General features: G+C 64.2%; 23 protein-coding genes and 1 pseudogene. 8 read left to right on the top strand and 16 right to left on the bottom strand.

Going from position 1 to position 25073, the window contains the following annotated elements; all coding sequences use genetic code 11:
* Nucleotides 1-13: 13 nt before the first annotated feature.
* Nucleotides 14-2359 carry an AAA family ATPase gene (locus MAF45_RS09960; RefSeq protein WP_237980266.1) on the bottom strand — a complete coding sequence of 782 codons (2346 nt, stop codon included), beginning with the start codon at nt 2357-2359 and terminating at the stop codon, nt 14-16.
* Nucleotides 2356-2691 (bottom strand): ATP-dependent Clp protease adaptor ClpS, encoded by a 336-nt coding sequence (locus tag MAF45_RS09955; protein WP_237980263.1) that lies wholly within the window; start codon nt 2689-2691, stop codon nt 2356-2358. Before MAF45_RS09955 ends, MAF45_RS09960 begins: the two co-directional genes overlap by 4 nt.
* Before the next feature lie 340 nt (nt 2692-3031).
* On the opposite strand from MAF45_RS09955, the gene cspD reads away from it, so the two are divergent.
* Together cspD and MAF45_RS09945 are read left to right on the top strand one after the other, a co-directional pair.
* Complete coding sequence (gene cspD, locus MAF45_RS09950; protein WP_237980261.1) at nt 3032-3238, top strand: cold shock domain-containing protein CspD; 207 nt, start codon at nt 3032-3034, stop codon at nt 3236-3238.
* A 66-nt stretch (nt 3239-3304) separates the two neighbouring features.
* Entirely contained in the window at nt 3305-3727 is a 423-nt protein-coding gene (locus MAF45_RS09945) for a DUF192 domain-containing protein (protein WP_237980259.1), read from the top strand.
* Here the strand turns inward: MAF45_RS09945 and xseA are convergent.
* A complete protein-coding gene (xseA, locus tag MAF45_RS09940) occupies nt 3724-5337 on the bottom strand; it encodes an exodeoxyribonuclease VII large subunit (protein ID WP_237980257.1) in 1614 nt (537 codons plus the stop codon). The two genes, MAF45_RS09945 and xseA, sit on opposite strands and share 4 nt — an antisense overlap.
* Nucleotides 5338-5927: 590 nt before the next feature.
* Nucleotides 5928-6092, bottom strand: coding sequence for a hypothetical protein (locus tag MAF45_RS09935; protein WP_237980255.1), 165 nt, complete (start codon nt 6090-6092; stop codon nt 5928-5930).
* Nucleotides 6093-6468: 376 nt separating this feature from the next.
* On the opposite strand from MAF45_RS09935, the gene lpxK reads away from it, so the two are divergent.
* The 5 genes from lpxK (at nt 6469) to MAF45_RS09910 (ending at nt 10889) form a co-directional block, all read left to right on the top strand.
* Nucleotides 6469-7545, top strand: a complete 1077-nt coding sequence (gene lpxK / locus MAF45_RS09930; protein WP_237980252.1) for a tetraacyldisaccharide 4'-kinase — start codon at nt 6469-6471, stop codon at nt 7543-7545.
* Nucleotides 7526-7744 (top strand): Trm112 family protein, encoded by a 219-nt coding sequence (locus MAF45_RS09925; RefSeq protein WP_237980250.1) that lies wholly within the window; start codon nt 7526-7528, stop codon nt 7742-7744. Before lpxK ends, MAF45_RS09925 begins: the two co-directional genes overlap by 20 nt.
* Before the next feature lie 49 nt (nt 7745-7793).
* Complete coding sequence (kdsB, locus tag MAF45_RS09920) at nt 7794-8567, top strand: 3-deoxy-manno-octulosonate cytidylyltransferase (protein ID WP_237980248.1); 774 nt, start codon at nt 7794-7796, stop codon at nt 8565-8567.
* Between the two features lie 92 nt (nt 8568-8659).
* Nucleotides 8660-9313, top strand: a complete 654-nt coding sequence (adk, locus tag MAF45_RS09915) for an adenylate kinase (RefSeq protein ID WP_237980246.1) — start codon at nt 8660-8662, stop codon at nt 9311-9313.
* Between the two features lie 247 nt (nt 9314-9560).
* A complete protein-coding gene (locus MAF45_RS09910; RefSeq protein WP_237980244.1) occupies nt 9561-10889 on the top strand; it encodes a hypothetical protein in 1329 nt (442 codons plus the stop codon).
* A 135-nt stretch (nt 10890-11024) separates the two neighbouring features.
* On the opposite strand, the gene dusA is transcribed toward MAF45_RS09910, so the two are convergent.
* From dusA to scpB, 10 genes are all read right to left on the bottom strand, one after another.
* Nucleotides 11025-12035 carry a tRNA dihydrouridine(20/20a) synthase DusA gene (dusA, locus tag MAF45_RS09905; RefSeq protein ID WP_237980242.1) on the bottom strand — a complete coding sequence of 337 codons (1011 nt, stop codon included), beginning with the start codon at nt 12033-12035 and terminating at the stop codon, nt 11025-11027.
* A 136-nt stretch (nt 12036-12171) separates the two neighbouring features.
* Nucleotides 12172-12570 carry a YchJ family protein gene (locus tag MAF45_RS09900; RefSeq protein WP_237980240.1) on the bottom strand — a complete coding sequence of 133 codons (399 nt, stop codon included), beginning with the start codon at nt 12568-12570 and terminating at the stop codon, nt 12172-12174.
* A gap of 23 nt (nt 12571-12593) precedes the next feature.
* A complete protein-coding gene (gene typA, locus MAF45_RS09895) occupies nt 12594-14462 on the bottom strand; it encodes a translational GTPase TypA (RefSeq protein WP_237980238.1) in 1869 nt (622 codons plus the stop codon).
* A 17-nt stretch (nt 14463-14479) separates the two neighbouring features.
* Nucleotides 14480-15355, bottom strand: coding sequence for a tRNA pseudouridine(55) synthase TruB (gene truB / locus MAF45_RS09890; RefSeq protein ID WP_237980236.1), 876 nt, complete (start codon nt 15353-15355; stop codon nt 14480-14482).
* 28 nt (nt 15356-15383) lie between these two features.
* Nucleotides 15384-15740 carry a 30S ribosome-binding factor RbfA gene (gene rbfA, locus MAF45_RS09885; RefSeq protein ID WP_237980234.1) on the bottom strand — a complete coding sequence of 119 codons (357 nt, stop codon included), beginning with the start codon at nt 15738-15740 and terminating at the stop codon, nt 15384-15386.
* 92 nt (nt 15741-15832) lie between these two features.
* Nucleotides 15833-18799, bottom strand: coding sequence for a translation initiation factor IF-2 (gene infB, locus MAF45_RS09880; RefSeq protein WP_237980232.1), 2967 nt, complete (start codon nt 18797-18799; stop codon nt 15833-15835).
* 32 nt (nt 18800-18831) lie between these two features.
* The gene (gene nusA / locus MAF45_RS09875; RefSeq protein ID WP_370659316.1) at nt 18832-20331 is read right to left on the bottom strand and encodes a transcription termination factor NusA; all 1500 of its coding nucleotides are present in this window, start codon (nt 20329-20331) and stop codon (nt 18832-18834) included.
* Nucleotides 20328-20900, bottom strand: coding sequence for a ribosome maturation factor RimP (gene rimP, locus MAF45_RS09870; RefSeq protein WP_237980348.1), 573 nt, complete (start codon nt 20898-20900; stop codon nt 20328-20330). Before rimP ends, nusA begins: the two co-directional genes overlap by 4 nt.
* Before the next feature lie 326 nt (nt 20901-21226).
* Entirely contained in the window at nt 21227-22195 is a 969-nt protein-coding gene (gene rluB, locus MAF45_RS09865) for a 23S rRNA pseudouridine(2605) synthase RluB (protein WP_237980230.1), read from the bottom strand.
* Between the two features lie 51 nt (nt 22196-22246).
* Nucleotides 22247-22891, bottom strand: coding sequence for an SMC-Scp complex subunit ScpB (gene scpB, locus MAF45_RS09860; RefSeq protein WP_237980228.1), 645 nt, complete (start codon nt 22889-22891; stop codon nt 22247-22249).
* 96 nt (nt 22892-22987) lie between these two features.
* On the opposite strand from scpB, the gene MAF45_RS09855 reads away from it, so the two are divergent.
* On the top strand, nt 22988-23620 hold the full coding sequence (locus MAF45_RS09855; RefSeq protein WP_237980226.1) for a LexA family protein: 633 nt from the start codon (nt 22988-22990) through the stop codon (nt 23618-23620).
* 90 nt (nt 23621-23710) lie between these two features.
* Here the strand turns inward: MAF45_RS09855 and MAF45_RS09850 are convergent, their stop codons facing one another.
* The gene (locus MAF45_RS09850; protein WP_237980224.1) at nt 23711-24694 is read right to left on the bottom strand and encodes a bile acid:sodium symporter family protein; all 984 of its coding nucleotides are present in this window, start codon (nt 24692-24694) and stop codon (nt 23711-23713) included.
* 149 nt (nt 24695-24843) lie between these two features.
* A pseudogene (locus MAF45_RS09845) lies at nt 24844-25073 on the bottom strand (hypothetical protein); the annotation flags it as partial.

Here is a 25073-nt window from a genome sequence, read left to right as displayed (position 1 = left end):
GTCCGCCCGCGCTTTAAGCGCGGAGGGCTTTTTTCGCACGCACGGAGGGCGCGGCCCCGCCCTCCTGCGGGAACCGCAGCGTCACCTCTCCGGCTTGGAATCCGACGGTGACGAAGCCGCCCTTCTGCAGGCGCCCGAACAGCAGCTCGTCGGCCAGCAGCCGCTCGACTCTGTCCTGCACCAGCCGGCGCATGGGCCTTGCGCCCATCCGGGGATCGACCCCCTTTTCCGCGAGAAAGCTTCTGAGCGCCGGGGTGAAGACGGCGCGCACTTTTTTCGCGGCGAGCCTCTCGGAGAGTTCCGCAAGGAGCTTGTCCACGATTTTCGCGATGAGCTCCCCGGCGAGAGGATGGAACCTCACGATCGCGTCAAGCCTGTTGCGGAACTCGGGCGGGAAGATGCGGTTGATCTCCGCCGTGTCGTCGCCTGCGCCGCCCGCCTCGCCGAATCCTATGACGTTTCTCGAGACCAGCCTCGCTCCGGCGTTCGAGGTCATGATGAGGATGACGTTGCGAAAGTCCGCGTGCCGCCCGTTGTTGTCGGTGAGGGACCCGTGGTCCATCACCTGCAGCAGGACGTTGTAGATGTCGGGGTGCGCCTTTTCGATTTCATCGAGCAGCACCACGGCGTAGGGCTGCTTTGCCACGGCGTCCGTGAGCAGTCCGCCCTGCTCGAAGCCCACGTAGCCCGGAGGCGCCCCGATCAGGCGGCTTACCGAATGGGGCTCCGCGTATTCGCTCATGTCAAAGCGGATGAGCTCCACTCCGAGGGCGCGGGCGAGCTGCCGGGCGAGTTCGGTTTTCCCGACGCCCGTGGGGCCGGTGAACAGGAAGCTGCCCACGGGGCGGTCGTGGCCACCCAGCCCGGACCTTGAGAGGCGGATCGCGCTCACGACGGCGTCGACCGCCTCGTCCTGGCCGTAGATCGCGCGGCGGATGGACTCGCCCAGGCTCTTCAGGCGGTCGGCCTCGCCCGCGCTCACCGCGTCCACCGGCACGCGGGCCATGGCGGAAACGGTGGCCGCGATCTCTCCGGGGCCGATCACCGGGGGCTTGTCCCCCGGGGCGAGGAGCCGCTGCGCGGCCCCCGCCTCATCGATGACGTCAATCGCCTTGTCGGGCAGCCGCCGGTCGCTGATGTAGCGCTGCGAGAGCTTCACCGCGGCCCGGAGCGCCTCCTCGCTGTAGGCGATCCCGTGGAACTTCTCGAAACGGCCCCTGAGTCCCTTCAGGATCTCGAAGGTCTCCTCCTCGCTCGGCTCCTTCACGTCCACCTTCTGGAAGCGGCGCGAGAAGGCGTGGTCCTTTTCGAAAATGCGCCGGTACTCGTCGTAGGTGGTGGCGCCGATGCACGACAGGCTGCCGTCGGAGAGCGCGGGCTTGAAGAGATCGGCCGCGTCGAGGGACTGCGAATTCGAGCTCGAGCCCGCCCCAATCACGCTGTGGATTTCGTCTATGAACAGGATCGTTTCGGGGTGCGCCTTCACCTCGTCGAGCAGGGCCTTGATCCTCGCCTCGAAGTCCCCGCGGTACTTGGTCCCAGCGACGAGGCCGCCCAGGCTGAGCGAGCGCACGACGCGGTTGCGGAGCACGCAGGGCACCCGGCCCGAGGCGATCCTCTCGGCCAGCCCCTCGGCCAGGGCCGTCTTGCCGACCCCCGCCTCGCCCACAAGCAGCGGGTTGTTCTTCCTGCGCCGGCAGAGGATCTGGATCATCCGGCGGATTTCCTCCTCCCGGCCGACCAGCGGATCGAGGCCGCCTTTCTTCGCCTTCTCATTGAGGTTGACGGTAAAGGACTCAAGGGCGCTCCGGCTCCTGGGGGGCCGATGCTGCGCGCCGCGGCAGGGAGACTCGCCGGCGCCGTCGTCGGCTTCGGCTTCGTCTTCCTTCTCTTCTCCGCCTTCGGGGCAGGGGCTGTCCGGGCCGCCGGCAAAACCGTTGCGGCACAGCCACTCCGTCACTTTGAGCTTCGTCACCCCCTGCTCGGTAAGAAAGCTCACCGCCCAGCTCTCCGGCTCGTCGAAGATCGCAACCAGCAGGTCTTCGCCATGCAGCAGGACGTCGGCCCGCTCGGACTGCTGCACATGCATCATGGCGCTTTCCACCACGCGCTGAAAGCCCACCGAGGGCTGGGGCTCGTCGTCCGGCCCCGACAGCTTCGGCACCTGGCGGCGGACGAACTCGTCGAGCTCGCAGCGCAGCCGCGCGATGTCGCAGCCGCAGGCGTCAAGCACCCTGTAGACCCCGCCGTTCGATAGCAGTTCACGCAGCAGGGCCTCGACCGTGATCAGCCGGCATTTTTCCGACGAGGCGGCTATAAAGACGTTCTGAAAATTCTTTTCAAGCTGCTTGTCTATCATTTTCCGCCCTGTATCTTGACCTCGCAGCGAAGGGGAAAGCCCGCCGCGCGGGCCTTTTGCATCGTCTCGGCAGCCAGACTCTCTGCGATGTCCAGCGGGTAGACGCCCGCAAGCCCCCGGCCCTCGCGGTGCACTTTCATCATGATGGCCTCGGCCTCCTCGAGACTGCGGCCGAACACCGAACGCAGCACCTTCACCACAAAATCCATGGTCGTGTAGTCGTCGTTCAGGAGAAAGACGCACCACGGGCGCGGCCTCCTGAGCTGCGTCTTTTTGTCGGCAAGCGCGAGGCAGCCGTAGTCAGTCTCTTCTTCTCTGTCTTTCTTGCTCATCTGGGATCGGTTGCTGAGGCTTCTGGTCTCTATTGATTTCGTCTTCCACCATTCTGCTAAAAAAAACGCAGGGGCGTGAGCCTTTTGCCCGGCCGGGGTCCGTCAAAAAGCGAGAATCCCTGACGAAAGATATTTTTTTATTAGTTAAATCCCTCTTCCCTTGTGCAAGTTTTCTTCAGTTGGCGTATTGTCTGAGTTCGTGCGGTAAGCTTGATGAGCAGTACTCTGTAATCACGCTCGCTGCTCATACCCTTCGGGCTTTTCCGCGGGTAAGTTTGCGCCGTTCGTCCCGTATGGTCGGGCAACCGGGCGGTTTTTGCTTCAGATGGAGAATTATCAAATGGCTACTGGTACCGTGAAGTGGTTTAATGACGCCAAGGGTTACGGCTTCATTACCCCGGATGAAAAGGGCGAGGATCTCTTCGCTCATTTCTCCGCGATCAAGATGGACGGCTTCAAGTCCCTGAAGGAAGGCCAGCGCGTCACGTTCGACGTGGTTGAAGGGCCGAAGGGCAAGCAGGCCGCCAACATCACCCCGGCCGAATAAGCTGCTTCAGGTCTCGAATCCGCCCGTTTCTTTCAGAGAAAGGGGCGGATTTTTTTATGCTCGAAAATGTTCCTCCGAAGCCTCGCCGCAGCAGCGGCCCTGGGACTGGCCGCCGGGAGCGCTCCGGCGGCGGAAACCGTCCGGCTGCAGGCGGCCGGGTCGGTCCTTGAGGCCGAAGTCGCCCGCACACGCGCCCAGCTCGAGCGCGGCCTCATGGGCAGGCCCGCCCTGCCCGACGGCCGCGCGATGCTGTTTGTCTTCCCGCACCCCTCGGGATGGTGCATGTGGATGAAAGACACCCCCGCGCCTCTTTCCATCGCCTTTGTCTCGGAGGACGGGCGCGTCATCAGCGTGGAGCCGATGCAGCCCTTCTCGTCCCACCTGCACTGCCCGCCCGAACCCGCTGCCTACGGCATCGAGGCGCCGGCGGGCAGCTTGGAGAAGCGGGGGCTGAAGCCCGGGGTGCGCGTGCAGGGGCTGCCGCGCTAGGAGCCGGATTCCCGCCGGCTGCCGGTCATCATCCGCAGCCCCTCCCCGAGGCGCACGCCGTCAACCGTCGCAAGAGCCTCGCCGTCGCGGAAAATCAGCCTGATTTTCCCGCCGGCCTTCAGCGACGCGGCGCTTTTCACGGCGCCGCCTTCCGAAACCACCACGGCAAAGCCCCGGCCCAGCACTTTCAGGAAATCCATGGCGAGGAAGCGGGCCTCCAGGGCCTCGAAGCGGCGCCGCCGCTGCTCAAAGCCGCCGCTGAGCCTCAGCCGCAGCCGGGCCTCGGCCTGCGTGAGGCGCGCCTGCTGCCCGGCCGTGCGCGGCTTCACCCGCGCCAGCCTGAGCTCGAGCCCCTGCAGGCTTTCGCCGCGCTCCGCGGCGATGCCCCGGCCGCAGACGAGCAGCCTTCCCCTGAACCGCTCGAGGGCCTGGGCCCGGGCCGCCGCCTGATCCTTCAGGCCCCGGCCGGCCGCGTTCCGAAGCTCCGAGAGCCTCAGGGCCTCGGACTGCAGGCGGGCGGACGCGATCGAGCGGGCCCGTTCGGCGAGCCGCTCCAGCCGCTCGCGGCGCTGGCGCAGGAAAAAGCCGGGTGGGCGCAGCCTCGCCGAGGCCCCGTCAAGCCTCTGATAGCGGACATTGAGCCCGCTGTCGGCTGCGGCGCGCAGCCTTGAGGCGAGCTGCCGCAGCTGCGCGGCGAGAACGCCGGCGTCCGCCGCGCACCGCTCGGCGGCGGCCGTGGGCGTGGCCGCCCGGAGATCGGCCGCGAGGTCCGCCAGAGTCGTGTCCACCTCGTGCCCGATGCCGGTCACGACGGGAATCGGCGAGGCCCGCACGGCGCGTGCCACCTCCTCGGTGTTGAAGCAGGCGAGATCCTCGAAGGAGCCTCCGCCGCGCACGAGCAGCAGCACGTCAGCCTCGCACCGCCTGCCCGCCTCCCCGAGGGCCTGCACGATCTCGGCGGGAGCGCTGCAGCCTTGGACCGAAGCCGGGTAAAGGATGATCGAGGCGTAGGGCGCGCGCCTCTCGAGAGTTTTCAGGACGTCGCGCAGGCCGGCCGCGGCGAGACTTGAGACGATGCCGATCGTCGCGGGCATGAAAGGCAGGGGACGCTTGAGCGAGGCCTCGAAGAGCCCCTCCCGGGCGAGCCTCTCACGCAGCCTGAGAAACTGCTCGTAGAGCTCTCCCAACCCCGCCCTGCGCATCCGCGTCACCTGCAGCTGCAGGCTGCCGCGCGCGGCATAGATCGAAGGCGCCCCGTAGACCTCCACGCGGTCGCCCGACTGGGGTCTGAAGGCGAGGCTGGCCGCGCTGCCGCGGAACATCACGCAGCGCAGCTGCGCCGAGGCATCCTTGAGCTCAAAGTAGCAGTGCCCGCTCGCGGCGCGCGTAAAGGAGGCGATCTCGCCGCCGACCCAGGCCGGAGGGAAGTTTCTCTGCAGCGAGGTGCTCCAGCTGCGGCACACCGCCGAGACCGAAAAGACCGGCTGCGCGGCGGGCCGCGGCCTGCCGGCCGCCCCGCTCAGGCCCGAGGCCTCGTCCGCGGGCCTGCGGACCCCGGAGGATCCGGCCGCGTCGGCTCCGAAAAAATCAGCATCGAAAAAATCAGCCATGGCTTTCCCGTAATGGAGACGGCGAGAAAGGACGCCTGCCGCCGGCTTTTCAGCATACACCGCGGCTCAATCCCGCGCCGGCGCTGCGCAATGAGAGCTTCAGCTCCGCTTTTTCCAAAGCCTGTGGATCTGACGCCTGCAGTTTTGCACAGTTTTCCTCTTTTCCGTTTTGTCAAGCCCCTTTTTTATCCCCCCCGCTCCCGAAGAAGCCTGATTATTTCTGGCAAGTTATTGTTTTTATTTTATTTTTTTATGTTTACTTCCATTATCCGCTCTTCCAGAAAAAGTACCGCTTCTTCAGTCACTTAGGGAAATTATTCTTTTTTTTGCACAAAGTTATCCACAGCATCGAGAGGAAAAGCGGAGAAAAAGCCCCGCGGACGCCCGCAGCAGGACTGCGGCCGGGCCCCGAAAAGGCAGGAAAGGCCCCTTTTCACACCCTCCGGGGCGCTTAAAGCCGCCGGCCGGCTCCCGCCCTTCCCGGCCAGGAAAATTCTTTCGCGCAGCCAGTTGATTAATTTAAATATTTTGAATTGCCTAAATTTTAGGCAATTTAGGCATTCCTCTTTCACTTCATTCGGTTACGCCACTTATCCTTGAGCTTCCTGACATGCTTTCCACCTGAGCAGTGGAATGACCTGCTTCACTTTGTTTTCAAAAGATTTTCTTTTCCCCATGCCCTTTTCGGGGGTTTTGAGCGGGCAGCGCCGGAGCAATTCCTGCTTGTTGTTTAAAAACAAAGAGATGACGTTCACGCGACCTGTCTCGTCCCCTCCGGGAGCGCGGGCTGACGCGCGGGCAGCCCCTGCACGCCGCGCTTCGCCCTCTCCTCCGGGCCGGGCGAAGCGCTTCAGCAAGTCATTGAAAAATTTATTCTTTTAAAGTTATCCAGTTATCCACAGATCTTAATTTATCCTTTGTTATCAACGGTCTGCACCTCTTTCCCTCGCTTTTCCCCGATTTCTTCCACACCCCCCTTTCCACCTTCATCCCGGGTATCATTGCATTCATTTCAGAAGGCCTTCGAAAGAGCCCGCACCGCCGTCTCCAGCAACGGAAAGGCCGAGGCTCCAATTTCAGGATATGGACACTGATCGACCTCGATCGCGTATTTCAGAATCATCACCGGGAATGCCGCGCAGCCGCGCCCTCAACGCACGCGCAAAGCTTGAGTCGTGGGTGCACCGGCAGTGGTCCAGAAAAGGGATCATCCCCTGGCTTCTCTCGCCGCTCTCCTTCATCTTTCTCTGCGTCACGCAGTGCCGGTGCCGCGACGCCGTCCCCAGGCGCCTGCCGGTTCCGGTGGTTGTGGTAGGCAACATCTACGTGGGCGGCACGGGCAAAACGCCGGTCACGATTGCGCTTGCGAAGCAGATGGCCGCCAGAGGCTGGCGCCCCGGAGTGATCTCGCGCGGGTATGGCCGCAGGGAAGACCCTCCGCTGCTGATCAGCCCCGAGACCACCGCTGCCTCCAGCGGCGACGAGCCGCTGCTCATCGCGAGGAAAGCGCTCGTACCCGTCGCCGTGGGCCAGGACCGCGTCGAGGCCGGGCGGCTTCTCCTGAAAAGCCATCCGGAGGTCAATCTCATCATTTCCGACGACGGGCTGCAGCACTACGGGATCGCCCGGGACGTGGAGCTTTGCGTCATCGGAGCCCGGGGGCTCGGCAACGAGTGGGTGCTCCCGGCCGGCCCGCTTCGCGAGCCTCCGTCGCGGCTGGACCATGTCGACGCGATCATCCTCAATTCAACCGGCGAGGTGCTCGCCACGCGCACGCCGCGCTTCGCCGCCGCCCCGTCGCTTGCCTCCTGCCGCAGCCTCGCCACGGGCGAGACGGCGGATATCGACGAGCTCGCCGAGCGGATGCGCGGCAGAAAAACCGCTGCCGCCGCGGGCATTGCGGCCCCGTCGCGCTTTTTCTCAATGCTGCGGGCCCACGGCTTCGTCTGCTCCGAAACACTGGAGCTGGGCGATCACTTCGACTACGCCGTGAACCCCTTCAAGGCGCTTCAGGCCGACTGCATTCTCATCACGGAAAAAGATGCGGTGAAATGCCGCCAGATTCCCGAAATCAGCTCGGACGCCCGCATTTGGGTCGCCCAGTACGACATCACCCTCGAAAACTACCTGATCGAGCTCATTGAGCGAAAAATTCGAGAGCATTTTCCCAGGAAGGAAGAAAAGCCCCATGGATCCCAAAATCACTGAAGTCCTGGTCTGCCCCGTCTGCAAGGGGCCGCTCGCGGTCAACAAGGCCGGGGAGCTTGTCTGCACGGCCTGCCGGCTCGCCTACGGCGTGAAGGACGGCATCCCCGACATGATCGAGCACAACGCCCGGACAGTGAGCGAGGAGGAAGCCGAGAAGCTGCGCGCGGCGCGCACCGCCGCCCCCCTCGACCCCCTCTGAGAGGCAAGGCGCTCCGTCCTTTCCCCGTCCCAGCATCAGAAGCAGACACATGAGCTACACCATCATCATCCCCACGCGCATGCACTCCACCCGCCTGCCGCGCAAGCCCCTGGCGGACATCGAAGGCCGCCCCATGGTTGTGCGGGTCGCCGAACGGGCCTCCCTCACTCAGGCCGCAAGGATCATCGTTGCGACCGACCACAGCGAGATCCTCGAAGCCTGCAGCAGCCGCGGCGTCGAGGCGCTTCTCACCAGCCCGAACCATCCGACGGGCACGGACCGGCTCGCCGAGGTCTGCGAAAAGCTCGCTCTCGGCGATGATGAAATCGTCGTGAACATCCAGGGCGACGAACCGCTCATCCCGCCTTCGACAGTGGACAAGGTGGCCGCGCTGCTGGCCGCGAAGCCCGGCTGCGCCATGGCCACGGCCGCGCACCCGATCGGCTCGATCGAAGACTTCATGAGCCCCAACGTCGTCAAGGTCGAGCTCAACGCCCGGTCTGAGGCGATGACGTTCAGCCGCGCGCCGCTGCCCTGGCCGCGCGACGCGTTCCGAAAGGACCCCGGGCGGCTGCCCGGGCAGTTCACGGCCCTGCACCACATCGGCCTCTATGCGTACCGCGCCGGCTTTCTGAAACGCTATCCGAAGCTGCCGCCCTCGCCGATCGAGAGCGCCGAGAGCCTCGAGCAGCTGCGCGCGCTCTGGAACGGGGAGCGGATCGCGGTGCTGGTCCTTCCCGAGGCGCTTCCCCCCGGGGTGGACACCGAGGCCGACCTCGAGCGGGTGCGCGAAGCCTATCGCCGCGGCTCGCTCCCGTCCTGACCGGCTCCCGCGGACAGCGGCGCTTTCAGGGTCCCGCCCGGTGCGGCTAGAATAGGCCTTGTTTATTTCTTTACACTGGAGACACAAGCAAAATGCGTCTTATTCTGATCGGGCCCCCCGGAGCGGGAAAGGGAACCCAGGCTGCATTCATCAAGGAACATTTCGGGATTCCGCAGATCTCGACCGGTGACATGCTTCGCGCTGCCGTCAAGGCGGGGACCCCGCTCGGACTGAAGGCGAAGGCCGTGATGGCATCCGGCGGCCTTGTCAGCGATGACATCATCCTGGGCCTCATGAAGGAGCGCCTCGCCAAGCCGGACTGCGAAAAGGGCTTCCTGCTCGACGGCTTCCCCCGCACCATTCCCCAGGCCGAAGCACTCAGGCAGACCGGCATCCCGATCGACTTTGTGCTCGAGATCTCCGTGCCTGACGAAGAAATCATCACCCGCATCAGCGGCCGCAGAATCGACCCGGCCTCGGGCCGCACCTATCACGTCAAGTACAACCCGCCCAAGGTCGAGGGCAGGGACGACGTGACGGGCGCCCCCCTGATCCAGCGCGATGACGACAAGGAAGAAGTGGTGCGCAACCGCCTGAAGGTCTACCACGAACAGACCGAGGCCCTCGTGAAGTTCTATTCCGACCTGGCCGCCTCGGGCGACGCCTCCGCGCCGAAGTACCGCTCCATTTCCGGGCTGGGCACGATCGAGGAAATCACCGCCCGCGTCTTCGACGCCCTCAAGTAACAGGCTCCGAGCGGCCGCCTCCGCAGTCCGCGAGGCTGCGGCCGGCGCCGCGCTCTGCCGGGAACGCCCCCGGCGCGCTTTTCCGAAATGCGCGCCGGGGGCTTTGTCTGTATGCGGACGGCGCCCCTCCTGCGCCTTTTCCCGTCCTTCGGCGGCCTCCCGCTCTCCGCAAAATAATTAAAATCACCCCAGCGTTTTATCCGGCGGGCCCTGGCTTTGCGGCCCGCATTAACTTTCCGGTAAAAAAATGGCAAACAATCTTTCCGTGAAATTCAGCCGCCTCAGCGCCGTCGCTGCCGCCGCTGCCTGCGCCCTGCTGCTGGGCGGCTGCCAGAGCGCCCCCAAGGCCGCGGCACCGGCCAAGCAGGAGCCTGCACCGGCCGCTGCGGCCGAGACCCCCGTCCCCGTCACCGGAGACCGGTTCTCCGACGGCACCTACGGCTTCATGCTCTCTTCCGTGCCCTCCATCAAGGGAGCCCGGCCGCTGAAGTCGCTTTCCACCCGCGAGGCCTTTGAAAACAAGGGCGTCTATTATTTCAACGATACGGAAGAATCCTCGTTCCGCATCACGGGCAAGGACGCCCAGAACCATTACGCCGTTCAGGAATCCTTCACCAAGGGCAAGCCTCACGGATTCGCCATGAACACGAACCTCACGCCGGTCGTGCGCAACGGCGAGGCCGTCTCCATCGAAAACCCGTCCTACATCACGGAGGAATCCGACGGGTCGGTGAAGGTGACGGGCGTCACGGGCTCGACCCCGCTGTCGCTGCGCCTCAAGCTCTGGGCCTTTGACGTTTCCGGGCTTCCGGTCTACAAATTCCTGCGCACCCGCACGAATTACCCGACCGACACCGCCCGCTATACGACCGCGGTCTTCCCCAAGGGCTCGATCGCCTACATGCCCCAGGTTTTCGCCTCGGAGGACACCTTCATCGTCCTGCATCCCAACGCCTTCACCGGCTCGGGCTCCGTGGAGGGGTTCGTGCGCAACTTCAGCAAGGACATTCCCTACTGCCTGAGCTACCTGTCCCGCGCGGGCTACCAGGCCTATGGCGTCTCCTTTGACTCGTTTGCGCTTTCCGCCGGTTCGGCCACGACCTACAAGACAGTCAAGCAGACCACGTGGGTGAAGAACAAGCGCGGCAAGAAAGTCAAGAAAGTCATCACCAAAAAGGTTCCCGTCACAAGCCAGAGCAGCGTTCCGGCCAGCGGCCCGGTGAGCCTGATGCACGTGAAGACCGGCACCGTGTTCTGCCAGCGCACGACCGATACGCCTGCGGCCAAGGGAACTTACAAGATCGTCACGCTCAACGGCACGCGCGGCCTTTCCATGACCTTCCCGGCGACGGTGCGCGCTCCTGACACGGGCATTTTCGAGCTTTCGCGCAACGCCGTGAGCCCGGCCCTTGTTGAGATGAAGAAAGGAAACACGGTCTCGGTGGTGCCCGGCTACCACGTCCACGCCAACATTCCTGTGACCGACTTCCAGTACCGCTTCAACGACACGGCGGCCGCCGCCGTGAGAAAGGCGATTGCGGAAGCCGCCCCGGCAGTGAAGGCCGCGAAGCGCTGACCTCTTTCAGCTGCGGCAGATCCGCCCCTCCCGGCCCTTCGCCGTCGAGGGGCGTTTTTTTCCTGCCCGCCGGGGGAGCCGCGTCCAGCCGGGCTCCCGCTTCAAAAGACTACCCGGGCGCAAAAGGCCCGCTTTTCAGGCTCCGGCACGAGCCCCCGGATCCGCCACATGGCGCCAGGCGCTCAGGATGATCTCCCGCGCCCGCAGGTGCCGCCAGGATTCGGGCGAGGTGAGCTCGCGCCGCCAGGCCCGCGCTCCGGCCAGCCCCTGGGCGATGCCCATCAGGTGATTCGCAGCCGTCCGGGCCGCAAGCGGCTCTTCCTCCTGCACGCCCGCTATGTAGTCCGCCATCTCCCGGATGACGTCCGTGCGGCTCTTCCCCTCGGGCCGGCTTCCCCACAGAACTTCATCCACCCTCGACAGCAGCCAGGGATTGTTGTACGCCTCCCGCCCGACCATCACGCCGTCAAAGCGCTCAAGCTCCGAGCGGCATTCCTCCAGCGTCCGCAGGCCGCCGTTCACAACGAGGACGGCGTGAGGAAAGTCCTCCTTGAGCCGCGCGGCAAGCCCGCGGTCAAGAGGCGGCACATCGCGGTTTTCCTTCGGGGAAAGCCCCTGCAGCCAGGCGGCCCTCGCGTGCACGATGAACACGCGCACGCCGGCCTCATAGAGCTTGCCGACAAAATCGCGCACGAACTCATAGGAAACGCTGCGGTCGACGCCGATGCGGTGCTTCACCGTGACAGGGACGCTCACGGCGTCCTGCATCGCCTTCACGCAGTCGGCCACAAGGGCGGGCCTGAGCATCAGCACCGCGCCGAACGACCCGGACTGGACTTTCTCGGACGGGCAGCCGCAGTTAAGGTTGATCTCATCGTATCCCGCCTCTTCGCCCCAGCGCGCGCACCGTGCGAGAAGCTGAGGATCCGATCCCCCGAGCTGGAGAGCGCACGGATTCACGCCCGGCTCGTAGCCGAGCAGCCGGCGGCGGTCGCCGTAGAGAAGGGCCGGCGCAGCGATCATCTCAGTGTAAAGCCTCGCGCGCTTGGTGAGCAGTCTGTGGAAATGGCGGCACCAGCGGTCCGTCCAGTCAAGCATGGGCGCCACGCAGAAACGCCAGGACTCCGCTTTGATCGCTTCGGTCATCTTTGTGCAAAGGAAGGTTGCCGGTCCAGAGCGCCGGGCCTCAGCCCGTCAGCGCCGGGCAGTCCGGCGCCGGCGTCTGGATTCGGAAAGAAAAAATTAAAGCCGCCTGGCCGGGGCGCAGGCCCCGTCAGGGCGGCTAGGGGAGCAGGTCCCCGTCGACGTAGAGCCATCGGCCCTGCCGGCGCTCGAAGCGCGCCTTTTCGTGAAGCCTGAAGGCCGCGCCCCCGCCGACTCTGCCGCGGGCGACGTACTCGACTTCGGCCCGGTCTTCGCCGGTTTCCTTGAAAGAGCGGATCCGCAGCCCCAGCCACTTAATCCCGTCGCTTTCGAGATCAAGGCGCTGCGGCCGCTTCTCCGGCGCCCACGTGTCCCTCAGGTAGACTTCCAGCCCCAGCGCATAAGCGCTGTAGCGGCTCGCCATCAGGGCGCGGGCGTCGGGAGCCGGTGCCCCCGCGTGAAGCGCTCCGCAGCACCGCCCGTAGCTCAGGCCGCTGCCGCAGGGGCAGGAGCTGTCGGGGCTGAGAGCCTTCTTCATCTTCCCGGAACTCCCGCGTCCGGTCAGTTCGCGACCGTGGCCTCGGAGTCGCCCAGCTCAGCCTGGGCCGCGCGGGCGGCGCGCTTGCGCTCGTACTCCTTCAGATAGCGCTTGCGCAGGCGGATGGACTTCGGAGTGATCTCCACAAGCTCGTCATCGTTGATGAACTCGACGGCGCTCTCCAGCGTGAGCTGCGTGGGCGGCACAAGGCGGATCGCCTCGTCGGAGCCCGAAGCGCGGACGTTCGTCAGATGCTTCGTGCGGATCGCATTCACCACGATGTCGTTTTCGCGGGAGTGCTCGCCGATGATCATGCCCTCGTAAACCGGGTCGCCGGGGTTGACGAACAGTCGGCCGCGCTCCTGAATGTACCAGAGCGCATAAGCCACAGCGTTGCCGTCTTCGCCGGAAATGATGGCGCCGGAGCGGCGCTCGCCCACGCTGCCGGGCTTGATGACGTCATAGCTGTCGAACACATGGCTCATGACGCCCGTGCCGCGGCACATGGTCATGAAAAGGCTCTGGAAGCCGATGAGCCCGCGAGCGGGGATGCGATACTCCAGCCTCACGCGGCCCTTGCCGTCAGGCTCCATGTCGGTGAGCTCGCCCTTGCGGCGCCCGAGCTCCTCCATCACGGCACCCTGGTTTTCCTCCTCGACGTCGACCGTGAGGAGCTCATAGGGCTCGAGCTTCTTGCCGTTTTCTTCCTTGAGAATGACGCGCGGCCTCGAGACCGCGACCTCAAAGCCCTCGCGGCGCATGTTTTCAAGCAGAACCGTGAGGTGCAGCTCGCCGCGGCCGGCCACCATGAAGACCTTCTCGTCCTTGGTCGGCTCGACCCGCATGGCGACGTTCGACTTGAGCTCCCGGGCGAGGCGCTCGCGGATCTGGCGGCTCGTCACGAACTTGCCTTCCTTGCCGGCCAGCGGCGAGGTATTCACCATGAACTCCATCTTCAGGGTCGGCTCATCGACGTGCAGCATCGGAAGCGCCTCGGGGTGATCGACGCTGGTGATGGTCGTGCCGATGTTCAGGTCCTCGATGCCGGTCACGAGCACGATGTCGCCGGCCTGAGCCGACGGAGTCTCCTTGCGGGCGAGGCCCTCAAACTGCAGAATCTGGTTGATCTTGCCGTGCTTGGGGGTGTCGTCCGGGCCGTCCATGAAGCACACGGCCTGGCCGGCGTGCAGCGTGCCGCGGTGAACGCGGCCGATGCCGATTTTGCCCACATAGCTGGAGTAGTCGAGCGAGCAGATCTGAAGAATCAGGTTCCCGTCGGGGTCGTCCTCGCGGACAGGCACCTTCTCGAGCACGGTGTCGAGAATGGCGTTCATGTTTCCGATCTTCTTGAGCTCCTCGACATCCTCCGTCTCGCCGGCGTAGCCGTTAAGGGCAGAGGCATAAATCACGGGGAAGTCGAGCTGGTCCTCGGTGGCGCCCAGCTTGTCGAAAAGCTCGAAGGTCTGGTTGACGACCCAGTCGGGGCGAGCGCCCGGGCGGTCGATCTTGTTGATGACGACGATCGGCTTCAGGCCCTGGGCAAGCGCCTTGCGGGTCACGAAGCGGGTCTGGGGCATCGGGCCGTCCACCGCATCGACCAGCAGAAGCACGCCGTCGACCATGGACAGCACGCGCTCCACCTCGCCGCCGAAGTCCGCGTGCCCCGGGGTGTCGATGATGTTGATGTGCACGCCCTTCCATTCCACCGCGCAGTTCTTGGCGAGAATGGTGATGCCTCTTTCCTTTTCAATCGCGTTGCTGTCCATCACACGCTCTTCAACCGCCTGGTTGGCGCGGAAGGTGCCCGCTGTCTTCAGCAGGGCGTCAACCATCGTGGTTTTGCCGTGGTCGACGTGGGCAATAATGGCGATATTGCGAATAGCTCGTGTCATTTGTTCTGTCTCTTTCTCTAATTTGTTGCTATTAATCTTTCCGGAGCCAGGACCCCGCGCTCATTGACCAGCGCGGTTCCCAGCAGTCTGCTGCCCGGGCCGTAAACCCTGACGCGGCCCCTGTTCGGGAGGTGCAGTGCGAGCCGCTGTCCGTTTTTAAGCCTGAGCTCATCCTCTGCGCTGAGCTCTACCGGCTCAAGCGCCTGAATCAGGGCGTCTGGAGGGCGCAGCATCGCCGCCCGCTCCCGGGGGCCAGGGAGCTTTTCAAGCTCCTCGAGCGTGACCGCGTCGTCCAGCCTGAGGCTGCCCACGCGGGTGCGGCACAAAGCTGCCATGGTGGCTCCGCATCCCAGAATCCGGCCCCAGTCCTCGATCAGGGTGCGGATGTACGTGCCCTTCGAGACCTCGCAGTGCAGCTTCACCAGCCCGTTTTCTTCGGAAACGACGCGGAAGCTGTAAATACGGACGCTGCGCGGCTCGCGCTCCACGGTCTTGCCCTCGCGGGCCAGGCGATAAAGGGCCACGCCGTCGCGCTTGAGCGCCGAGTACATCGGCGGCACCTGCTTGATGTCCCCGGTCAGCCGGCTGGCGGCCTGCCGCATCGCTTCCAGGCCGACGTTCACCGCATGGCGCTCGAGAACGGCTCCGGTGACGTCGCCCGTGTCCGTCACCTCCCCGAGACGGGCTTCGGCCTCATAGGCCTTGTCCGCGTCGAGCAGGTCGGAGGAAAACTTCGTCGCTTCGCCGAAGGCTATCGGGAGCAGGCCCGTCGCCAGGGGATCGAGCGTTCCGCAGTGCCCCGCCTTGGCGGCGTTGAGCAGCCTTCTGGCCCCCTGCAGCGCGTGGTTTGAACTCACGCCGCCGGGCTTGCGCAGAAGCAACACCCCGTTCACTTTCCCTCCCCGATGAGCTCTTGGCACCTTACTCTCCCGTCTTCTCAACGGCCCTGGCGATCAGCCGGTCCATCTCAAAGCCGCGGTCCACGCTGTCATCGTGAACGAAGTGCAGCGTGGGGACCGTATGGATTCTCAGCTTCTTGAAAATCAGGCTGCGAAGCATTCCGGCCGCCGCGTTCAGGCCCGCCGTGCACTCGTCCACATCCGCGCCCATCACCGTAAAGTAAAGGGTCGCGTGAGCATAGTCCGGCGTGATCTCGCAGCCCGTCACGGTAACGAAGCCCACGCGGGGATCCCGCACTTCCTTCGGGATCAGCTCGGCGATGTCACGGGCGATCTGATCGGCTATGCGAGTCGAGCGTCCAGGTTTTGCCTTTCTCACTTGATTTTTCCCCTTGTTCTTAAAGGAATCGGAAAGCCGCCGGCTAACCCGCCCTTCGGGGCGGACCCGGGCGGCTTTCCTGCGCCCCTTTCTTACAGCGTCCGGGCGACTTCCGTCACTTCGAACACTTCCAGCTGGTCTCCGGCCTTGATGTCATCGTAGCCCTTGAGCGATATGCCGCATTCCTGTCCGGCTGAAACCTCGCGGACGTCGTCCTTGAAATGCTTGAGGGAGGCAAGCTCTCCGGTCCAGACCACCACGTTGTCGCGCAGCAGCCGCACGCTCGCGCTCCTGCGGACCACGCCTTCCGTGACGCGGCAGCCCGCAATGTTACCCACCTTCGGCACATGAATGACCTGACGGATCTCCGCCAGACCAAGGTTCGTCTCCTTCTTCACAGGGGCGAGCATACCGCTCATGGCGGCCTTGATCTCGTTGACGGCATCGTAAATGATGTCGTAGTAGCGGATGTCCACGCCCTCGTGCTCCGCGAGCTTGCGGGCGCCGGCGTCGGCACGCACGTTGAAGCCGACGATCACGGCCCCCGCGGCGATGGCGAGGTTGACGTCCGTCTCTGTAATGCCGCCCACCGCAGAGTGGACCACCTGCACGCGCACCTCATCGGTGGACAGCTTGTTGAGCGACTGAACCAGCGCTTCCTGCGAGCCCTGCAGGTCCGCCTTGATGATAAGCGGCAGGGTCTTCTGCTTGCCGTCGCTGTTCTTGAAGATGTTCTGCAGGTTGGCCGCCTGTGCGCGGGCCAGCTTCACATCGCGGTACTTGCCCTGGCGGAAGAGAGCGATCTCGCGGGCCTTCTTCTCATCGGGCAGCACGAAGAACTCGTCGCCCGCCTGAGGAATGCCCGACAGGCCCTGGATTTCCACAGGAATCGAGGGGCCGGCTTCCTTCAGCGCCTTGCCGTTTTCACCGATCATGGCGCGAACGCGTCCGAACTGGGCTCCGGCCAGCACGATGTCGCCGCGCTGCAGCTTTCCGGACTGCACCAGCACGGAGGCCACCGGGCCGCGGCCCTTGTCCAGGCGGGACTCGAGCACGAAGCCCTTCGCAAGGCCTTCGGCAGGAGCCTTGAGCTCGAGCACCTCGGCCTGCAGCAGCACGTTTTCAAGCAGCTCGTCGACTCCCTGGCCCGTCTTCGCCGAAACGAGAACGAAAGGCGAGTCGCCGCCGTACTCCTCGGGGATCACGCCGGCCTGCACCAGCTCCTGCTTGACCACTTCGGGGTGGGCGTCGGGCTTGTCGCACTTGTTGATGGCGACCACGATCGGCACGTTGGCCGAACGGGCGTGCGCAATGGCCTCCTTGGTCTGAGGCATCACGCCGTCGTCGGCGGCCACGACCAGAATCACGATGTCGGTGACCTGGGCGCCGCGGGCGCGCATGGCTGTAAAGGCCTCGTGCCCCGGGGTGTCGAGGAACGTGATGATGCCGCGCGGCGTCTTCACATGGTAGGCGCCGATGTGCTGAGTGATTCCGCCGGCCTCGCCCGCGGCGACCTTCGTGCGCCGGATGTAATCGAGCAGGGAGGTCTTGCCGTGGTCGACGTGGCCCATGATGGTCACGACAGGCGGGCGCGGCGTCGGCTCGACCTGGTTGGTCTCGCCGATTTCTCCCAGGAAGGCTTCCGGATCGTCCGCCTTGGCCTGGATGGCCTTGTGGCCCATTTCCTCAACCACGATCATGGCCGTGTCCTGATCCAGCATCTGGTTGATGGTCACCATCTGACCGTCCTTCATCAGCTGCTTGATGACCTCGGTCGCCTTGACGGCCATCTTCTTGGCCAGATCGGCCACCGAAATCGTCTCCGGGACCTCGACCTCGCGGACCACGGGCTCCACAGGCGCAGGAGCCGGCTCCGCATTGCGGCGGGAATCCTGCGAGCGGCGGCCGCGGGCGGTGCGCCATCCGTTCGGATTCTCATCGATCACTCCGCGGGTCTTGATCGTACGGTGATGCTCCTCCTCATCGCGGCGTCCGCCGCGGCGGCCCTTCTTGGTGCGCGACGCGCCTTCGCCCGCATTCTTCGGGGCGGCGGCCGGGCGCAGATGCGCCGGGCGCTTGGGTTCGTCCTTCTTGGCCGCCTTCGGCTTGGCCGCAGCCGCGGCCTCGGCCTTCTTTTCAGGCTCCTCGGGCTTCGGCTTCTGGACATTGCGCGGGCGATTGAGCATTTCGCGAATCGCGCGGGCTTCCGCTTCGGCCTTGGCGCGGGCCTCGGCGCGGCGCTTGGCCGCCTCGGCATCTTCCTTGGCCTTTTGGGCGGCGCGGGCCGCAGCCTCAGCCGCAGCCTTGGCGCGTTCAGCCTCGCGGCGAGCGATCTCTTCCGGAGACTCTTCCTTCTTCTTCGCGGCAGCCCGGGCGGCCATTTCGCGGGAAGCCCTCATGGCAGCCGCATCGCGCTCGATTCGGGCGCGCTCTTCGGCGGCTCTGCGGGCGCGGGCGGCCTGCTTCTGCACCTTCTGCTCCTTCATCTGGCGCTCTTTTTCCGCAGCGTTTTTCTTCGCTTCCTCAGCGGTCTTAGCCCTGGCGGACTCCGCCTCGGCGCGAGCCTTCTCTTCGGCCTCGGCGGCCTCGCGGGCAAGCCTGTCGGCCTCCGCCTTCGCTGCGGCAGCGCGCTCAGCCTCAGCCTTGGCCTCCGCCTCGCGGGCGGCAGCCTCCGCCTTCTCCGCAGCCTCTTTCTCGGCCAGCGCCTTTTCAAGCTCAGCCCTCTGGGCGGCCTCGGCGGCGGGATTCTTCACGAACACGCGACGGCGGCGGACCTCGACCTGGACCGTACGGGTCCGGCCCGTGGCATCCGCCTTCTTGATCACGGACTTTTCCTTGCGGGTCACCGTAATCCGGCGCAGCGTCCTGCGGGGCGCCTCGCCTTCGTCCTCCTTGTGGCGCTCAAGCCTCAGCGACTCGAGCAGACGCGTTTTGTCTCCCTCGGAAAGCTCGTCAGACTCGGAATTCTTGTGCACGCCGGCCGCCTTCAGCTGTTCGAGCAGCGTCTTGGCCGCAACCTTCAATTCCTGGGCAAATTCGAAAACTGTTTTATTCGCCATAGATCTCTTTACCTCTCGAATTCCGCTTCAGCCTAGGGATACACAACCGCACGGGCCGCGATAATCAGGTCAGCCGCCGCTTTTTCGTCCATGCCGGTCTTTTCAACCAGCTCATCGGTCGCCAGATCCGCCAGATCCTCAACCGTCTTGATGCCGCTGCCCACCAGCAGGCTCACGGTGTCGCCGTCGATGCCGGGCAGCTCGAGCAGCTTCTTGTCCGCCTGGCGCAGGTTCTCCTCGCGCTTGATCGCGCGGCGGGTCAGAACGGATCTCGCGCGCGAGCGCAGCTCCTTGACCGTATCCTCGTCGAATGCGCCGATCTCGAGCAGTTCCTTCTCAGGGATGTAGGCCACGTCCTCGATGGAGGCGAGCCCGGCGTCAATCAGCACGTCGGCCGCATCCTCATCCAGCCCCAGCTGCTCGATGAATTCCTTGCGGCTCGCGGCGGTTTCCTTCTTGTGCTTTTCGTCGGCCTCGTCAGCGGTCATGATGTTGATCTGCCAGCCCGTCAGCTCCGAGGCGAGTCGGACATTCTGGCCGCGGCTGCCGATGGCAACGGCGAGCTTTTCCTCCGGCACCACGACGTCGGCGCTCTTGTCATCCTCGTTCAGGACGATGGACTGAACTTCCGCGGGCTTCAGGGCCTCGAGGACGAACAGAGCCGGGTCCTCGTTCCAGAGGACGATGTCGATGTGCTCGTTGGAGAGCTCCGCCGTCACGGCGTTGACCCGGCTGCCGTGGATGCCCACGCAGGTGCCGATCGGATCGATGCGCTTGTCGTGCGCATAGACGGCCACCTTCGAGCGAAGGCCGGGGTCGCGCGCCACACTCTTGATCTCCAGAAGGCCTTCCTCTATTTCAGGGACTTCCAGCTCGAAGAGCTTCTTCAGGAATTCGGGCGAGGTCCTCGAAAGGATCACCTGCTTGCCGCGCTGGCTGTCCTCAACCTTCAGGAAGTAGGCCCTCACGCGGTCTCCCGGGTGAATGTTCTCGCGCGGGATCATCTGGTCGCGGGGAAGGCGGGCGTCGAGGCGGCCGATCTCTACGATCGCGTCGCCCTTGTCCATGCGCTTGACCTGCCCGCTCACCACGGAGTCGCCGCGGTCGAGGAATTCCTGCAGGATCTGGGCGCGTTCGGCGTCGCGAAGGCGCTGCAGGATCACCTGCTTCGCGTCCTGGGCGAAGCGGCGGGCGTCGGCATGCTCCGGAACAACCGGATGGGTGATGTAGTCTCCCACCTTGAGGTCGGGATATTCGTCATGGATGTCGCTGAACATCTCCTCGCGGTCCGGCTCCTGCAGGCCCTGTTCGTCAGGCACGACGACCCAGCGGCGCTGCACGGAATACTCTCCGGTTTCCCGGTCGATGTGAACCTGAATGTCGGCGTCCTCGCCGGGGAAGGTCGAGCGCTTGATCGCTGTGGCCAGGGCGGACTCGACAACGCCAAACACAACGTCGAGGGGCACGCTCTTTTCGTGCGCCAGAACCTCGACCATATCCAGCAGGTCCCTGCCGTTCATCTCTTTACTCATTTACGTCCACCTTTAAAATCTAATTCAGCTATCAAATGTGCGTGTTCAACTTCGGACAGCGGGAACTCCACCGGGATGCTCACCGCCTCGCCGGCCGGCTTGCCGCTTCTGCGGGCCGCGTTCCTTTCGCGGAAGGCCTGGGAGGGCGTCCGCACAGGCCTGGTGCCCGTGAATTCGAACCGGACGATCTCGCTGCCCGGCTCGCCTTCGAGGGAAAGGATCTTTCCGTCAAGCTTTCTCCTGCCCGCCTCGGGGAAGCCCTCCGCATGCAGCGGCGCATACAGCTCCACATGCGCCTGGGAGCCTGCGAAGCGCGCCCAGTCGCGGGCGCGCCTCAGGGGCCTTTCCACGCCGGGGCTCGAGACCTCGAGCCTCTCATAGTCGACGTTTTCGACAGTAAAGAGAGCCGTGAGCTGATTGCTGACGGCCTCGCAGTCGTCGACCGTCACCCCGCCCTCGCGGCTGCTGTCAATCGTCACCCGGAGCTGAGAGCCCGGCAGACGGTCGAAGCCGACGAGCTCAAAGCCCATGCCCTCGAGCGTCTGTTCGACCAGAGCGGACAAATCCAAAGTCTTGGCTGTCATGAAAATGCGTTGTCTCCAGAACGGGCCCTGCAGAAGCCCGTTTCAGAAAATATCCAAAAAAAAATGGGCCCAACGCCCATTTCCGTAGCCTTCCCGGAAGAACTCCGATCCAGCGACATCCCCCGCCACAGCCGGCGCAACCGACGCTCCGTCAGGCGGGGAACATGAAATCGAGACGCAGAGCTACCGAAACCCATGGAGCCCTGCGATTTAAAGACGCACGGATTATATCCTGTTTTTCCCCTCTTTACTAGCTAAAAAGCCATTTATTTTCAATCATTGGAATAAATCCGCAGACGGGGCGGGAAACTTCAGGGGCGGCTGCCGCCGCCCATCCGGCCGCCGTGTCCGCCCGAGCGGCCGCGGGAAGATCCCGCAGCCGGATGCGCAGAAGGCAGACGGCGCTTCGCGGCAGCGCCGGTGCGGGCCGTTTCGCGTCGTCCGGCGGCATGTCCGCGGGTAAATTCTCCCCGCTCCGGCGCCTTCGCCTCGCGGGAGCGCAGGCTCAGGATCCATTTCTGGATCCACTCGGGATTCATTTCGGCGAACTGGCCGCGGTGTAGGCCGCGGGGCAGATCGACCTCTCCGAACCGAACCCGGATCAGGCGGCTCACCGTGAGGCCCACCGCCTCGAACATTCGGCGCACTTCCCGGTTGCGTCCCTCCGAGAGCCGCACAAGATACCAGTGGTTGACGCCGGTGCCTCCCTGGTCCGAGATGTGCGAGAAGTGAGCCGGGCCGTCCTCGAGCTGCACCCCGTCGACGAGCCGCTGCCCCTGCTCGTCGGAAAGCGCTCCCGAAACCCTCGCGAGATACTCCCTTTCAATGGCGTACCGCGGGTGCATGAGGAGGTTGGCGAGCTCGCCGCTGGTCGTGAAAATCAGGAGCCCCTCGGTGTTGAAGTCAAGCCGGCCCACTGAGATCCATCTTCCCTCCCTGGCAGCCGGCAGGCTCTCAAAGACGGAACGCCGCCCCTGAGGGTCCTTCATGGAGACGATTTCACCCATGGGCTTGTTGTAGAGCAGCACCCTCGGCACCCGGTCCTTGAGGGCCGGCCGCGCGACCGGCTGTCCGTCAAGCTCGATGCGGTCTCCGGGCATCACGCGCTGCCCGAGGCGGGCCGTCTTCCCGTTCACCCTGACGCGGCCCCCGGCGATGACCGCCTCCATGCTGCGGCGCGAGCCAAGGCCGGCGTCAGCGAGGACTTTCTGCAGCTTCTCGGAGCCCTCGCGGCATTTCGCCTTCAGGTTGTCAAGCTCTTCCTTTACCTCATTGTCCATGGCTGGTACCCCCTTATCGATGAGCGCGGCTTCTCATCGGAAGAAAAGCCGCTAGCGCTCCGGCTGCCGTCCGATGATATCCGGGAACTCCCCCTGCTGTCCGGGCGTGCCGCGCTGGACGGAGCTCTCCGGCGGCTGCGGGCTGTCCTCCGCATCAAGCGGCGGCAGTCCCGAAAGCGACTTCAGCGAAAAATCCTGCAGGAAGCGCCGGGTCGTCGCCCAGAGCGCCGGACGGCCGGGTGTTTCGCGATGACCCACGCACTCGATCCAGCCCCGGTCCTGGAGCTGCTTCATGACATTGCTGTTCACGCTCACGCCGCGAATGTCCTCGATGTCGCCGCGGGTCACCGGCTGGCGGTACGCGATGATGGCAAGCGTCTCCATGAAGCTGCGCGAGTAGCGCGGGGGCTTTTCTTCGGAAAGCCGGTCAAGATAAGGCTGCAGAACGCGGCTTCCGACGAAGCGCCAGCCGCCCGCAGTTTCCTCCAGCCGCACGGCCGAGCCCTCCCATTTGCTCTGAAGCTGCGAGAGCCACTGGAGAATCTGCTTTCGCGGCCAGGCCCGTGCAAAAAGCCGGCCCAGGTCATTAACCTTCAGAGGGCGGCCGGCGGTAAGGAGCGCCCCCTCGATGACGAGGACGGGATCGTTAATGCCCTCATCGGCTGAATTTACCCCGAGGTCAAGTCCGGATTGCACCTACAATACCTCCAATCAACGGGAAGGAAGTTTAACATGCGGCCTCCGGCGGCTTGGGCACAGCAGCGGGGCGAGGCCGCTTGAGGGAACTCGACTATGGCGGAAAGCGCCGGCCGGCCGCGCAGGCTCACGCCGAAACAGTTCGGCATTTTGAAATTCATCCGCGATTACGTCTCGGAAAACGGCTCCGCCCCCACCCGGGCGGAAATCGCAGGCAGATTCGGCTTTTCGTCGGCCAACGCGGCGGAGCAGCACCTGCGCGCGCTCGCCCGCAAAGGACTGATCAGGCTGGTGCCCGGAAAAGCGAGGGGCGTTTTGCTGCTGGAGCCCGCGCTGCGCTTCCGCGCTTCCGACGCGGCGCTTCCGGTCGATCTCTTTGGAACGGCCTCCGGAGAGGCAGAGGCTACGGCCTGGGTGAAAATCTCCCCGGACGTTTTCACTCCCCGCGCCGACGGGCTCTACAGCGCTCCGGACGAATCCATGGAAAGGTCTGGAATCAGGCCGGGCGACTGGGTGGCCATCCGCCGCACGACGCAGTGGCCGCCCGAGGGCAGGATCGCGCTGGTGCGCTTTGGCGGAAAGGCGATGCTGCGGCGCGTCAGAAAAGACGGCGGCCGAATGCTCTTTGCGGCTGATGCCCCCGGGTTCGGCGAACTGGAATGCCCGGAGTCCGCGCGCCGGCATCTGATCGGAGAGGCCGTGGGACTGATCAGAAGAAACCTGGGCTGAGGCCGCAGGCCGCGCTCAGATGCAGCCTCTGATAAAAAGAACCGGACCTCAAGGTCCGGCTCTTTCGTTCAGGCCAGCAGTTCCGAAGGATCAGCGGCCGGTCTTCTTTTCAATCTTGTCGATGAAGGTTTCCTTCTCTCCGGCCTCATGCCAGGAGTGGTACAGGGTCGCGACGATCGGGCCGGAAATGTTGTGCCAGAAGGAGAACACGGCGGACGGAACGGCAGCCATCGGCATGGAAGCAAAGTGCGTGGTGGCAAGCGCGACGCCCAGACCCGAGTTCTGCATGCCGACCTCGATGGACAGGCACTTGCGCTTGGCCAGCGACATTCCCGTGAGCTTGGCCACAATGTAGCCGAACAGATAGCCGAAGCCGTTGTGCAGAACCACGACGAGGAAGACGAGCGGTCCGACGGCGAGCAGCTTGTTCGCGGTAGCGGCCACCACGGCGGCCACAATGAGGGCGATGGCAGTCACTGACACGAGCGGCATGACCGCGGCCACGTTCTCAACTTTCTCGCCGAAGAGCGAGTGCAGCAGGACGCCGAGGGCGATCGGAAGGAGCACGATCTTGACGATCGAGAGGAACATCGCATAGGGGTCGATCTGAATCCACTGCTTGGCAAACAGCCAGATGAGGAACGGCGTGACCACCGGAGCGAGCAGCGTGGTGCAGGCAGTAATGGTGACGGAAAGCGGAAGGTCGCCGCGGGCGAGGAAGGTCATCACGTTCGAGGACGTGCCGCCGGGGCAGCAGCCGACCAGAATCACGCCGACGGCGATTTCAGGCGGAAGGTTCATGACGATGCAGAGGACATAGGCGATGAGCGGCATCACGACGAACTGGGAGACGATGCCGATCAGAACATCGCGGGGCTGCCTGACCACTTCGCGGAAATCAGAGGTCGTGAGGGTCAGGCCCATGCCGAACATCACGACGCCGAGCAGGTACGCGATATAGCCGCCGAGAGGCTTGAATGTTGAGGGGAAAAAATAGGCCAGTGCGCCCACGAGCACAACCCAAAGCGCAAAGGTCTTATTAAAAAACAGACTGATACGAGCAAGCGTCTGCATGACACTCTTCCTAAAAAAACACTCGAATGAGAGCAACAAGAAATTTTTTAAAAACTAATTGTATATATTTTAGAGATTTGATTTCGAATTGCAGGCATCATGCCCTAAATTGGCTACCTTTCGCCTGGACAAGAAGAAGGAAATAGTCTTTAGAACAAAAGAAATAAGGAAAAAGGCCTAAATTCCGTCCGAAGGGAAAGAAGCCAGGCGCGGGGCCGCGACTCTGCAAAAGAGGCATTCCGACCCGCGTCCTTCAGCCAATAACAAACGGCTCGTTGAAGCAGTTCTTTTCGAAAACCTACGTTGGGTCTGCTGACCCAGTCGAAAAATCCATTCTGAATAAAAATGGACCAGTCACGAACGGCTCCTGCAGAAATTC

It is taken from the genome of Mesosutterella porci (assembly GCF_022134585.1).
Lineage (GTDB): Bacteria > Pseudomonadota > Gammaproteobacteria > Burkholderiales > Burkholderiaceae_F > Mesosutterella > Mesosutterella porci.
The sequence above is the reverse complement of the archived record's forward strand: the minus strand, read 5'-3'. Positions and strand labels throughout refer to the sequence as shown.